Source organism: Clostridia bacterium (assembly GCA_017410375.1).
In the GTDB taxonomy this organism is placed as follows: domain Bacteria; phylum Bacillota; class Clostridia; order RGIG6154; family RGIG6154; genus RGIG6154.
The window spans coordinates 108,160-121,792 of sequence record JAFQQW010000024.1 but is presented as its reverse complement, the minus strand read 5'-3'; the positions used below and the strand labels follow the sequence as shown (position 1 = coordinate 121,792).

The 13,633-nt window shown below is 42.4% G+C and carries 9 protein-coding genes; 8 read left to right on the top strand and 1 reads right to left on the bottom strand.

Annotated features, from left to right (window positions below):
• The first annotated feature begins 274 nt into the window (after positions 1-274).
• From IJE10_04210 to IJE10_04185, 6 genes are all read left to right on the top strand, one after another.
• Complete coding sequence (locus IJE10_04210; protein MBQ2967312.1) at positions 275-2,431, top strand: S-layer homology domain-containing protein; 2,157 nt, start codon at positions 275-277, stop codon at positions 2,429-2,431.
• Positions 2,432-2,476: 45 nt separating this feature from the next.
• Positions 2,477-3,142, top strand: a complete 666-nt coding sequence (locus tag IJE10_04205; protein ID MBQ2967311.1) for a hypothetical protein — start codon at positions 2,477-2,479, stop codon at positions 3,140-3,142.
• Between the two features lie 129 nt (positions 3,143-3,271).
• Complete coding sequence (locus IJE10_04200) at positions 3,272-6,733, top strand: hypothetical protein (protein MBQ2967310.1); 3,462 nt, start codon at positions 3,272-3,274, stop codon at positions 6,731-6,733.
• Between the two features lie 141 nt (positions 6,734-6,874).
• Entirely contained in the window at positions 6,875-8,740 is a 1,866-nt protein-coding gene (locus IJE10_04195; GenBank protein MBQ2967309.1) for an alpha-galactosidase, read from the top strand.
• Complete coding sequence (locus IJE10_04190) at positions 8,741-9,250, top strand: YgjV family protein (protein MBQ2967308.1); 510 nt, start codon at positions 8,741-8,743, stop codon at positions 9,248-9,250.
• A 66-nt stretch (positions 9,251-9,316) separates the two neighbouring features.
• Positions 9,317-10,582: a D-alanyl-D-alanine carboxypeptidase gene (locus IJE10_04185; protein MBQ2967307.1), complete on the top strand. Its 1,266-nt coding sequence runs from the start codon at positions 9,317-9,319 to the stop codon at positions 10,580-10,582.
• Between the two features lie 12 nt (positions 10,583-10,594).
• On the opposite strand, the gene IJE10_04180 is transcribed toward IJE10_04185, so the two are convergent.
• Positions 10,595-11,464 (bottom strand): helix-turn-helix transcriptional regulator, encoded by an 870-nt coding sequence (locus tag IJE10_04180; GenBank protein MBQ2967306.1) that lies wholly within the window; start codon positions 11,462-11,464, stop codon positions 10,595-10,597.
• A 122-nt stretch (positions 11,465-11,586) separates the two neighbouring features.
• Here IJE10_04180 and IJE10_04175 point away from each other — a divergent pair, with 122 nt between their 5' ends.
• Together IJE10_04175 and sigK are read left to right on the top strand one after the other, a co-directional pair.
• Positions 11,587-12,852 (top strand): FAD-dependent oxidoreductase, encoded by a 1,266-nt coding sequence (locus IJE10_04175; GenBank protein ID MBQ2967305.1) that lies wholly within the window; start codon positions 11,587-11,589, stop codon positions 12,850-12,852.
• A gap of 72 nt (positions 12,853-12,924) precedes the next feature.
• A complete protein-coding gene (gene sigK, locus IJE10_04170; protein ID MBQ2967304.1) occupies positions 12,925-13,608 on the top strand; it encodes an RNA polymerase sporulation sigma factor SigK in 684 nt (227 codons plus the stop codon).
• Positions 13,609-13,633 lie beyond the last annotated feature (25 nt).

Sequence of the window (13,633 nt, the reverse complement as noted above, 5' to 3'; positions counted from 1 at the left end):
ATCGAGGATTCCGCTCCATTGCTTGCTTTTTACCAATTTGAACTCTACCGTACCTTTGTACGCCGACGAATTCAAATTGTCAAAATATAACTTCCTTTTTCGCACTCTGACAGCGTGTCGATAGGTTTATCGACACGCTGAGAGGATGCCTTGGCATCCTTTTTTGTCGTTTTTTTCAAGTTTATCGGTGGATTTGATGTTGTTTTCGGGAAAAAAACGTATTTACTTTTCTGAAGGTTAATGTTATAATGTAAAAAAGAAAGGAATGAGGAATATGAAAAAATGTATTGCAATTCTGCTTGCACTTTGTATGCTGTTTTCAGGCATATCCGTATTTGCGGCAAGCAAAGCGGCACAGCAGGAATTTGTAAACGAAACTTTTAAAGATGAAATTATTGTTTCGGTGGAAGATGTCGAAAGAGTGGGCGAATGGACCAAATCTTCTGCTATTAAAAATTATGATGGTGGACCGAACTATTATGCAAAATCCGATGCAACCGTTTCCTTTAAGCCTGAAAAGCTTAAAGCAGGTAACTACGAGCTGTATTACTGGGTTCCGGTGCATCAGAACAATGTGGACAAGCTGGAAATGTCTGTGCTTCATAACGGCAAAACCTCTTCTACATACGTTTATCCCAAACCTGACACGGACGAAGTGTTAGAATCCGGTTGGGTATCTTTGGGTGTGTTTGATTTTGCAGGCACCGGTGATGAATATGTGCTATTGGAAGCGAACAAAACAAACACCCGTGCAACTGCAGTAAAATACGTACCCACAGACAAGGAAGCACTCGGTAAAATCGAAACCTCTACAGAATCTGAAAAAGAAGAGGAAACAACCCATGGTGATGCAACATTACCCATGTCTGTAGACAACGATCCGGTGGGCTCCTGCAAATATGTGGGCGACTGGGCTTTTTCGGGCAGAGTTCCGGGCCCTATGACCAAGGCTCCCAGCTCTTTGTGGATTGAAAGTGCAGGACCTGAAACCTATGTGGAATACAATCCTGCCATCTTAAACGGCGGTCAGGTACGCGTGTCTGTTTTCCTGCTCTACTGGGAAAAAGGGCATGTAAATGACGTAAAATACACCGTACACCATAACGGTAAGGTGGATGAATTCCACTTAGATCCTACAAAGTTAACGAAAAACGAATGGATTACATTAGGTACCTTTGATTTTGAGGGTAACTCTAAAGATTACGTACGCTTAGAGTGTACCGGTGGCGTTGGCAACACCCGCGCATCCACCCTTGCGTTTGAAATCATGAATAGTGCCAAAGAAAACGCAGTTTGGCAGACTCTTTATGTAACACCTACGCAGGACAACGAATCGCTGATTTTATCCCAAGAAGACATTTTAGCCAAATTGAATAAGTTTGACGATATGAAAGAGCATTGGGCGCACTATGATGTGGAATATATGGCAAACGAAGGTCTTGTTTCGGGTGTTTCGGATAACGCATTTGATCCTGAAGCGCAAATTACAAGAGCGGAATATGTAACCATTTTAGACCGCGCCATGAAATATGAAATCGTAAACGGGGAAAGCTATGCTGATATTTCTGCCGATGCATGGTATGCACCATACGTTGCAACCGCAAAAGCAAACGGCTTGCTTAACGGCTTGCCGACCGATGACGGCTTTAAACCGGAACAACCTATTACCCGTGAGGAAATGGCACTCTTTACCTATAACGCAATTAAGCAGACCGGTAAGAATGACGAATGGCTTAGTGATTTGCCTACAGACTATGCAAAGTTCACCGACACAGCATCTGTTTCGGATTGGGCAGCAGAAGCACTTGAATATCTCATTCATACAGGTATCATCAAGGGTACCTCTGATACCACCGTTTCTCCCAAGGATAATGCAAACCGTGCACAGGGAGCTGTTATCTTAAAACGCTTCATGCAACTCTTTGTCTGGGCAGGACCTCCGACAAATGATGAATGGGTTTTAACCTTCAACGATGAATTTTTAGGCGACAGTATGGACTGGAAGGTCTGGGAATCGGGTAGCTACGATTCGGGCTCCAGTAACATTCTTTCTGCTCGTGGTCCCGATAATGCCGTTGTAAAAGACGGTGCGCTTCATATGATGACCATCAAGGAACGAAAAGGTAAAGCGGGTAAAGAATGGACAACTGCCCATCTTAGTGTAATTCCTGAAGTATTCCGTCAGAAATATGGCTACTGGGAAGCACGGTATAAAATCTGTGATTCCAGCGGTATCAACAATGCGTTCTGGTTAATTACAGGTGCAGGTACCATTATGGACTACAAACAAAGTTTTGAAATTGATATTAACGAAGGACACTATCCCAACGAGGTAGCTTGTACTTATCACTATAAATCCACAGGCGAAGCCAAGGCACACAGTAAAGGTCATCGTGCCGCCTATAATCTTGCGCAGGATTATCATACCTAAGCTTTAGAATGGAATCCCGAGGAGCTTATTTACTACCATGACGGTATGGAAATCTTCAGATGCCCCAACGAAAATGCACATGTCGCTCTTGCGCCGTTGCTGTCTTCTGCTGTATCCAGCTGGGGTGGTTCTATTACCGATAAGGCAAACGGTACTGCACAGATTGTAGACTATGTCCGCGTATACCAGAAGAAAGCGGATGCGGAAAATCCCGAGCTTGTGCTTTACAATCAGGAGGTAACCCCTGCAGATGACGGAAGCGGTATCGCACCTGCGTTCTACAAGAATCAGGTGATTGACGAAACCACCTATGCAGATGAAATTGTAATGCTTCCCAAGCTTACAGGTAACTGGAGTCCTACTTCTGCTGCACCGGCTCATCCGGGCGGACGGCATTGGGTAACCGATGAAAAGGGCGCAACCTCTGAATTTAAGCTTGATGACATTAAAGCAGGCAAATACAGAGTATTCTTCTGGAGATTGCCCGGTGGCAGTAATAAACCGCAGGAAAATCTTTCCTTGATTAAAAAAGATGGGACAGAATCTGTTATCGGTTCGGTAGCGTTAATTGCACCCACCAACATGGAATCCATTGCAGGCTGGATTGAAATTGCACCCGAGGTTACATTAGAACCCGGTGACATTATCCGAACCACCTGTAACGGTCTTTATACCCGTGTTTCGGGCTTGAAGCTTGTACCTGTAAAATAACAAAAAACGGATGCCTCGGCATCCGTTTTTTTGGTGTAAATTTCGAAAAATTTTCGTAACCGAAACAATTGACATTTCTTTCAGGTTTGGTATAATTAAGAAAAAGAAACACAAGAGGGGATCAGACACATGTACAAACTATATGATGATTTCAGGGCATCGGATGCAAACAAGCAACCATACTCTTTTACAGTAGAACGACACACACCCACAGACCATCTGCATGCCTGGGTTGCAGAGGATGTATTTCACATGGCATCCGTTGGCAACCGCATGGTACTCAATACACCAAATTTTAAAAGCGGTACATTTGAAATGCACTTTAAAATCAGCTATATGTCTGAAATTGCACCCAAATTCAGTGTGCTTTTCGGTTATGATGTTACCTGCAGAAAAGGAAAAGCCATTTATTTTCATTATGACCTGAAAAATACGGTAACCGTGTCTCTTGCAAGTATGCACAACAGCCATCTGACGTTGCTGGAAAGCAGGGAAATGCATATTGATACCCCCCTTGAAGATGAGACGTATTATACCTATCAACTAAGCATAGAAGAAAATACCGTGTCGGGCAGTATTGCAGGCGTTTCATTTTCGTTTGCAACAACACCGGGGAAGGGCAAGCTTGCCATTGAACGTGCGGATTTCATTGGTGAACTGATGATAGAAAACGTAAGCTTTACTTCTTCCGATACATTTGAAACAGAAAACGTTATAAAAGAAACAACTGTGGACATTCCCATGGTAAATGGCGGAGATATTCCTTATACACTTACCTGGAAAATAGATAAAATTGAGGCAGATTACTTCTTAACTGCAAGCTTAGACGGTGGTACCAAAACAAGAGAAGTTAACCGCGAAGACAGACCCGGGCAGTATGTAGCAGAAAAAGACTGGATGACAAATCCCTATATCGGACTTGGAACGCCGGATGCTTTAAGTTACAATTTTTGCATTGCCCGCGGTGAAAAGGCATTTATTGATCCCAACATTTTCTGGGACTGTCAGAAAGACTTTTTCGGAGACACCGAAATACCGATTGTAAATACATATAAAATCCCTGCACACTTAATTTGCGATGAATTAGAGATTGTTTTTGGCTATGAAAGATTAGAATGCACCGGATATCTGACCCAGGCAGGTGGTTGTGAATTCCGCTTTACACCGGATGGTAAGTTGATTTATGAAGGGGATGCGGCAGACGGCAGAGATTGCTATGCCCTCTATTCGCAGGAAGATAAGCTTGCCCTTTCTTTTGTGCCTGAGGATTTATATAAACGGGAAGACGTTATTGAACATATCAAATACAATCACTATTTTGACGTAAGCGAGGACATCGAATTTACCTTTGTAATGCAGACTATGGTAAATCCTGATTATCTTATGATTAAATCTTCTGTCATAAATGTTTATGAAACAGAAACCTTAGGTACATACCCTGCCGAAACGAAGGTTGAACCCTGGAAATATGGATACAATCAGCTAACTGCAAAAATCTGTGTTCCCAAAATGAAAATTGGCGTGTACAAAGCAGAATTTACCGTTTTGTATGGCGAAAAAGAGTATAAGAGGTATGTTAAGGCATTTGAAGTGTTTGACCAAAATTCCGATGTAAATCCTGCTTTAGCCAGCGGTTTGCCGTTCATTTTCGCTATGCCTAACGAACAAAAATGGCTGATGCGCAATGCCTTTGACCTTTGGACACCCATGAAATCCTGTGACATTGTGCATTACTACAACTGCACAACCGATACGCCGGTGGAAGCCAACATAAGAAAACAGTGGAAAATCAATAAAAAATTCAAGCGGGAATGGTTTTTATGGCTTGCTTCCAGAACCTGCACAAACTGGCAGGATACTAAGACGTATCGGGAAGCTATTGAAAACTGTGATTATTTGTACTGGTCGTGCAATGAAAAGATTATCGAATTAAGTCAGAGCGGTCTGTATCCTGTTTGTCAGGATCATCATTTGTATGATAATTTTATGATGCGCGGACCTGAAAGACTGGCTATATTAGACGAATTTTTATCTCTGAATCCTGAAATTGCGGAAAAAGTCAAATACAAGCAGGGCATGGAATTTACATTTGAACTTTTTACGGATATGCTGAATATCTGTGCGACGGAGTGGGTGGAATTTGAAAACCAAAAGGGGATAGAGCTTTTAAGGAAACAAAACGAAGAGATTGCTAAAATAAATCCCAATGTAAAACGCTCCCTTTACGGACCCATTAATGTGTATGTAACGCCGACATTGACAAACCATTCGCTGGAATTTTACAGCATAGGGGATAGTAAAGCTCTTACTAAAGATGTTTTCACCGGGTTTGCAGTGTTTGAAGATTATCCCTATTCCTGTGCATATCAGACCTACAGAGGTGCGTTTGCGGTTATGACTCTGTTACTTCACTCGCCCGACTTTACCATTTATCCCGAGCAGTACAACGGTAGTAAGGGTGGATGCATTGACGGCGCAGTAAAATTCGGAAATCCGCCTATGGGAGCGTATCATGTGGAGGATTATCAGAATGCAACCCACGCCTTTGAATTTGTATTTAATACTGCACACAGACTTTCGGATGGGTATCATTACTGGAACACCTACGGTTTTCATCGCGGACCGCAACTTATACCGGGCTTGGTTCTGGAATGGAAGTATGTTGTGCAGAATAAACCGAGAAAGCCCATGCGTTCTATGGCATATCTTGCAGAATATACCAACAAAGAAGATTATTTAGAAGTTGTAACTGTAAGAGAAGATCAGAAAAATGTGTACATGATAAACCCGAGCGAAAGCGGACACGGCCTTTTGCATGAGGTATCCCGTGAGGGTGGGCTTCCTAACGGTTTTGCACTTAGCTATGATGCCCTTGCAACCCTTTCGGCAGAGGAATGTGATGTTTTGGTTTTGCCGAATCTCAAATATGCGGATGCATCGGTTATCCGAGAAATCCGGAGACTGTATAACGCAGGCGTAACCTTGTTTGCAGTTTCAGACATCACAGGTCTGGAGGATTTGTTTGGCATTGTTTCGGCTGAAAGAGAAGAATATATCAATTGTGTTTGTTATCAGGGCGAAACCGAAACGATTATGGCACATGATGCAAAGCTTTTGTACAAGCCGGTTACGGCAGAGTGTGTCATGGCTTCGGGAAGTGGAGAAGCGCTGATTACAAGAACGGACAGAACAGTTCTGATTAACACCTCGGTTACTAATCTCGGTTGTGCGGATTTGCAGTATATGGGTAGTGCAAAAGCGCCTTTCATCGTGGGTGCGTTGCTGCGGAAAGCATTAAAAGAACTGTTGCGCGGGCTTTCAAACCCGCTTGCGCTTGGTGAAAACGTGGGTGTAACCCTTTTTGAAACGCAGGACCATAGACAAATGCTTTTGGCAATGGATTACACACCTTATGACAACATAGACCGTTCAACTAAAGAAGCGGTAATCAGACTTAACATGCAGAACGTGACAAATGTGAAATCCGACCGAGAAATGTTTGTCGGCAAAAAAGACGGTGTGGTTAAGGAACTCAGATTCAACATCAAGGAGCATGAGTCGGTATTTATAGAGCTTTGTACCAAAGGATGACGATTATCAAAAAACCGCAAACACGATTCTGTTTGCGGTATTTTTTGTGTTGAATCCGACATTTAATCTTTTCGGGATTGACTTTTGTAACGGGTTCATATAAAATAGAATGCAAAGAAACGGGATAAGGAGAATGGAAAAATGAAACGGATGTGCTTTGAAAGTGCAGAAGAATTCTGGAATATAAAAGGCTCGTTCGGGCTGTTTGATGCACCCGTTCAAAGAGACGGAGACCTTTTTACCGCTCAAAACGACAGTGTTTTGGTGAAAACAGAAGTCAAAGAATATGAAAATGGTGTATTTGTGCGCACAGGAACTGTAAAAAACATTGCAAACGAGGCTGTTGATATTACCGCACTTTCCTTAAAATTTTGCTTTGACGGCGGGGAATATGAGGTGTACAGCCAGTACAACGGCTGGCAGAATGAGAGTTTAGGCGCATGGCAACCTTTGGTAACCTCTGTTTCGGCTCTATGCGATAATATTCGGAATACTGACAGTGCTACACCCTTTATGGTGCTTTGGAGCAATCAAACCCAAAGGGGTACCGCATTTCATTTAAACACATATTCTGCCTGGGAAATGCAAATCAACCGGAAATATGCAGGCGGTTGCGACGGTGCAGTTGTGACAGCGAATATGGGCGTTTTAGCCGAAGATTTTTGTTTAAAGCTTGCCCCGAATGAAGAAATCGAGCTTCCTGAAGTGATATTTTATACAGTATTTAACAAAGTCGATCTGGATTGCTGGAAACTGCACGGTTATCTGAATGAGGCGTATCCCCGCAAAACCGTACCGGTGATTTACAATTCCTGGATGTACAAATTTGACCGCTTTACCTTTGATGATATCAAAGCGCAGGCGGACAGGGCAAAAGAGCTTGGTGTAGAGTATTTTGTGATTGATGCCGGCTGGTTTGGTAAAGGCACCAAATGGCACTTAGACCGGGGCGACTGGCAGGAAAATCTTTCGTTTGGCTTTAAAGGCAGAATGACGGAAATGGCAGACTATGTCAGAAGCCTTGGTATGAAATTCGGTTTTTGGTTAGAGCCTGAGAGCGCATCCGACCTGGCGGAAATTGTCGCAAAGCATCCCGATTGGTACTTTAAAGGCTTTGGCGGTATGCTTTTGGATTTTGCCAACGAAGAAGCAGCTGAACACATTTTTAACAAGGCTTGCGAGCTGATTGACCGCTTTGGTGCGGAATTTGTAAAATTTGACTTTAATGTGGCGTGTGCCTATGATAAAGACCGGACTGCGTTTATCCGTTATTATCAGGGACACAAACGTTTTATTGAACGCATAAAAGAACGGTATCCTGATTTGTATATTTCAAACTGTGCGTCGGGGGGCATGCGTATGGCAATCCGTGACGGTAAGCTGTATGAAAGTTATTGGCAGAGTGATAACCAGAGTCCGTATTTTGGCACACGAATGTTCAAAGACAGCATCAAGCGTTTGCCGCCGCAGTGGATTGAAGCATGGGCAACCTATCGCTCGCTTGAAAAATTTAAACCCGTTTACGGCTCGGACGATGGAGCGGACAAACTGCTTTCCTGCAGTGATGCTACCTGGGATTTGGTATTCGGTGTTCGTCAAAGCTATATGGAAGCGTTTTTAAAGGGAGGACCAGTCGGTTTAAGCTGTGATTTATCAGCACTTAGTGAAAAAGCCTTCTTGGATTTAAGAAATTTTATTGAAAATTTCAAGAAAAATCGCGATTTTTGGCAAAATTGTGCGTGTCGCATTTTAGCAGATACCGAGACGGTTTTAGTGCTTGAATATTTTAACAAAGATTTGTCCGAAGCCGAAATTGTTGTCTATACCCACAAGGTGATACAGAAAAATCTTTGTGTTTATCCTGTTTTGGATAAAACTTGTACATACAGACTGTCAGACGGGTCAATGAGGACAGGTGCGGAGCTTATGCAAAGCGGTCTGAATTACGATACAAAAGACAGGAATTTTACAGCATATTTTGAAACATTTGAGAAGGCAGGAAAATAAATGAAACAAATGGCATTTGTCGTAGGCGTTGTGGCGGTGTGCTTTTATCTTTTGGGGTATCTTCAAAAGAAAAGAAGCAACATCATATTATTCAATGTAACCTCACGAATTCTTTATATTGTACAGTATGTTTTGCTGGGAGCTTTTGAGGGCGCTGTACTGGATGTGGCAGGGACGGTTTCCTCGCTTTTGGCACAAAAGAAAAATGTTCCCGTTATCAAAAAACATATCCGGATTTTTATTTTGCTTGTAAATGCATTTATTGTACTTGCAGGGCTTATGGTGTATGAAAATATATACAGTCTTTTACCTATTGCAGGTGTTTTATTGCATACCGGTGCATTCTGGCTGACCGATGAAAAGAAAATTCGTATCGTATCCTTTTTGGGTTCACCATTCTGGCTTGCCTACAATTTTTTAAGCGGTGCATACCCTTCATGTGTCGGAGATGTTCTGTCCATGGTCTCTATCGGTATATCCATGTACCGTTATGACCGGAAAACATCTTGATTTGACAAACGGAAAGGAATATGTTAAACTTTTTATACATATTGCTGTTATAAAGGAGAGGACAAAATGAAAAAAACACCGCGTGCTTTGGCATTGGTTTTAGTAACAGTACTTATGCTTTGCAATATCTGTTCAACGGTACAGGCAGCTTATGCAGGGGATAAATATGTATCTGCGGCAGGTGCCTGTGTAATGGATTATGAGACGGGTGAAGTGGTATACGAATATTATGGATACACACCGCGTGTGCCCGCAAGTATGACAAAGGTCATGACTTTGTATCTGATATATGAAGCATTAAAAAATGGGGAAATTACATTAGACACGATTGTACCTGTCAGCAAAAATGCGTACGACATGTCCAGAAATCCCGAGTATTCAGGTGTAAGACTCTATTATGATGCAAACTATACCGTGGCAGAAATGTTGGATGTTACAATTGTGTGCTCTGCAAACGCTGCAGCGGTGGCACTGGCAGAGCTTTTGTGCGGTAGCGAGCAGGAATTTGTAAATAAAATGAATCAGAAAGCCAAAGAGCTTGGTTTGAACGCGGTGTTTTATGATTGCAGTGGATTATCCAATTACAACACAATCACACCTGTGGATATGGTAAAGCTTTCCAGATATCTGATTTTGTATTATCCCGAGGTTTTGGATAGAACATCCCTTAAAACTGTACAGTTCCGCGGTGAAACCTGCTATAACACAAACAAGCTGTTAGGCACCTATTACTATGAAGGTGCAGACGGCTTGAAAACCGGAACAACCAACGCGGCAGGGTACTGCTTCTGCGGAACGGCATTAAGAAACGGCAGACGCCTGATTGCTGTTGCCATGAAGGCAAGTTCGGGCAATCAACGGTTTGTGGATGTAAGAAATATGCTGGATTACGGATTCGATCAGGCAAAATATGTACTCGACAGCATCTATTTTACAGATATGCGTACCTTTGTGAACGGGGATGAAATTCCGATGTTCTATTACAAGGGCAAAAACCAGTCGCTTATTATCGCAGAGGATTTAAAGGATTACGGCTACGACACATATTTTGACGAAGAAAACATGACCTTTTATGCAACCCGTAATGAAAGCAAGGAAAAAAATCCCATTCCCATGCAGTATTATCACGGCATGAACGGTTTGCGTGTAATGGGTGTTGACGACAGCAAGCAGTGCACCGTTATTATTCAGGACGGCGAAAACAGCTTTGCAATTACCGAGGCATACCGTACAGATTCGTATACCTATTTCTCTGTAGACACGTTACAGTATTTCTACAATTTCCAATGGAATACGGCAGACAGAGCGGTTTACATCCAAACTGAATTCTAACAAAAAATCTGCTCACTGAGCAGATTTTTTCTTTTTAGGCGGATTATGTTTTTTTCGGAATGCAGACGGTGACATGCCAACACTTTGTTTGAAAATGCGGTTGAAATAGGTTACGGTATTATATCCGCAGGAAAGCGCGATTTCAATAATGGGAGCAGAGGTTGCAAACAGTAAATCCTTTGCATGGGTGATGCGGACAGAGTTTAAATAATTGTGAAAGTTTATGCCGGTCTGTTGCTGGAAAAGTCTTCCTAAATATTTGGGATTCATGCCAAGGGATTTTGCACAGGACTGCAGGGAAATATCTTTATGATAACTCAGCTTCATTTCGGAAATGGCCTCCTGCACAGCGGTGTGATACTGATGATGTGGCGCAAAAGCACCGGTTTCTTTAATCATCAACTGAATATAAGCATCAATTGCCTCGGCAAGACGAAAATATTCGTCCAAGGATTTGGTGTGCTGCAGAGAGGGGAGCTGGTTTAAAATACGGTTGGGATTTCCTTTTAGTCTGGCACATGTGATTTTGATGTCAGAGGACGAAACCGTGCTGTCGGTAACTAGAGAAGTTATATAAAGGACACATATAACTTTGTCATTTACAATCACCGGATGCACAACAGAAGTTACACCGAACGGGCATTTGCGGACAAAAGTTTTCTTGGTTTTGGTTGCCCGGGTGGTTTTGTAATCTGCTTCTTCAATACAGGTAATCAGTCCGCCGGGAACATTTTTTGCTGCTGTGCAGAAACTGCCTGAAAGAATTCTTCTGGCATGTTCTATCTGAAAGGGCGTTTTTTGTGTAATGTCCGAGATATCTTTTACGCAGACAAATACATTGTTCTCGGGCGCAATGGATGAAATAAATTCTTCTAAATTCATGTGTGCACCTCCTCTAAAAAGTATCATAACACAAAAGTATCTTTTGTGCAAGTTTTTCTTTCGTTTATGTGTAGAAAAAAGGAGAAGAAATTACTATAATTAATGTAAAGGAGATGAAAAGTATGTATGATTTGATTGTAGTAGGCGGTGGTTTGACCGGCGTAGCGGCCGCTGCTGCTGCAAAGCGCGAGGGCGTTGAAAAGGTTCTTCTGATTGAACAGAGCGGTTTTTTAGGTGGCGCTCCCGGCATGAACTATGTTAATCCCTTTATGCCGTACCAGCTTGTTGTGGGTGAAAACAAAATAAAAGACAGAGACTGGCTCTCTAAGGGGATGTTTAAAGAGGTTTTAACCAGACTTCGTGAAAAAAACGGTGTTCCGTATGATCATTGGTCTCCTGTTTTTAACGAAGAAATTTTAAAAATTATTATGGATGAACTGACCGATGAGTATGGCGTAGAAGTTTTGTTCCACGCAAAGCTTGTGGATGTAGCGTGTGTGGACGGGAAAGTAAACTCTGTTACTGTTGCAGGTAAATCCGGTAAGCTGACTTTAGAAGCAAAATACTTTGTGGATGCCACCGGCGATGCGGATTTAAGTGCGTTTGCAGGCTTCCCGTTCCATTTGGGCAGAGAAGACGGTTTGTGTCAGCCTATGACACTTTGCTTCAGAATCGGTAACATTGATACAGAAGCATTCAGCGGAGAAGAAAGACAAAGAGCGCAGGCGCTGTATAAAGAATATCAGGCGGCAGGAAAAATCACCAATCCCAGAGAAAATATTCTTATTTTTAAGCATGCACTTCCGGGCGTATTGCATTTTAATACCACTCGTGTGGTTAAGCACAATCCGACCGATATGTGGGATGTCAGCAAGGCAGAAAAAATTGCAAGAAAACAGATGTATGAAATGTATAATTTCTTAAAAGATAACATCCGTGGCTTTGAGAACAGTGTACTGCTCAGTTCTGCACCTGCAATCGGTGTCAGAGAAAGCCGTATGATTGATGGTGAATATACCCTGACGGTAGAGGATTTAACAAGCTTTACCAAGTTTGAAGACGGTATTGCGGCATGCAACTATGACATTGATATTCATAGCCCCGACGGCTCGGGTACCAGCCACTGGTATTTCCCGGATGGTACATACTATACCATTCCGTACCGTTGCTTAATTCCGAAAAATTCTAAAAACCTGCTCACCGCAGGCAGATGTATTTCTTCCACCCACGAAGCACAGGCATCCTACCGCATTATGCCGGTTTGCTGTACTTTAGGTGAAGCAGCAGGTGTTGCCATCGGTCTTGCGGTTAAAAACAGCGCAAATGTTAAGGATGTGGACACCACAACCCTTCGTGCAAAGCTGAAAGAATACGACGCATTTTTCTAATATATAAAATCAGAAGAACGGGAGCATTTCCCGTTCTTTTTTTACATACAATGCTTTTAGGGAGGTTGTTGTATGTTATTATTGCTTTCGGCAATCAGCCGAATCTTTTTTGTGTTATCCTATATTTCGTCTAAAGACGCGTTTCCAAAGCCTATGACAGCAAAGGAAGAGCAGACTGCCCTTCGGAAAATGGCAGAGGGAGATATGAAAGCCAGGGAACAGCTGATTGAGAAAAATTTAAGATTGGTGGTGCATATTGCAAAGAAATATCAAACAGTAGGGTTTGATGCCGATGATTTAGTTTCTGTCGGGACAATCGGATTGATTAAGGCAGTAAACACCTTTTCGCCCGATAAAGGAATCCGTCTTGCAACCTATGCCGCGCGCTGTGTGGAAAACGAAATTTTAATGGTGCTTCGAAGCAGTAAGAAAAATAAAAATGATGTGTCTATGGAAGAGCCAATCGGGATGGATAAAGAAGGAAACGAAATTAATTTAATGGATGTAATCTGTGCTTCTGACAATGTAGAAGAAGCGGTGGAGATGAATCTTAAGGTAGCTCGCTTGTATGAAGCGGTGGAAGAGGCGCTTTCAAATCGTGAAAAGCAGGTAATCATTCATCGGTACGGCTTATATAATGCTGTACCGAAGCCTCAAAGAGAAGTGGCAAAAACCTTAAATATTTCCCGTTCCTATGTATCCCGTATTGAGAAAAAAGCCATTTTAAAGCTCGCAGAATTTTTAAAAGAAGAGTAAATCTGTGTTGCAACTTTTTCTAAAA

Excerpts from the sequence above, each read along its gene's own strand:
- IJE10_04210 (MBQ2967312.1), top strand. The coding sequence starts at position 275 with ATGAAAAAATGTATTGCAATTCTGCTTGCACTTTGTATGCTGTTTTCA.
- IJE10_04205 (MBQ2967311.1), top strand. The coding sequence starts at position 2,477 with ATGGAAATCTTCAGATGCCCCAACGAAAATGCACATGTCGCTCTTGCG.
- IJE10_04200 (MBQ2967310.1), top strand. The coding sequence starts at position 3,272 with ATGTACAAACTATATGATGATTTCAGGGCATCGGATGCAAACAAGCAA.
- IJE10_04195 (MBQ2967309.1), top strand. The coding sequence starts at position 6,875 with ATGAAACGGATGTGCTTTGAAAGTGCAGAAGAATTCTGGAATATAAAA.
- IJE10_04190 (MBQ2967308.1), top strand. The coding sequence starts at position 8,741 with ATGAAACAAATGGCATTTGTCGTAGGCGTTGTGGCGGTGTGCTTTTAT.
- IJE10_04185 (MBQ2967307.1), top strand. The coding sequence starts at position 9,317 with ATGAAAAAAACACCGCGTGCTTTGGCATTGGTTTTAGTAACAGTACTT.
- IJE10_04180 (MBQ2967306.1), bottom strand. The coding sequence starts at position 11,464 with ATGAATTTAGAAGAATTTATTTCATCCATTGCGCCCGAGAACAATGTA.
- IJE10_04175 (MBQ2967305.1), top strand. The coding sequence starts at position 11,587 with ATGTATGATTTGATTGTAGTAGGCGGTGGTTTGACCGGCGTAGCGGCC.
- sigK (MBQ2967304.1), top strand. The coding sequence starts at position 12,925 with ATGTTATTATTGCTTTCGGCAATCAGCCGAATCTTTTTTGTGTTATCC.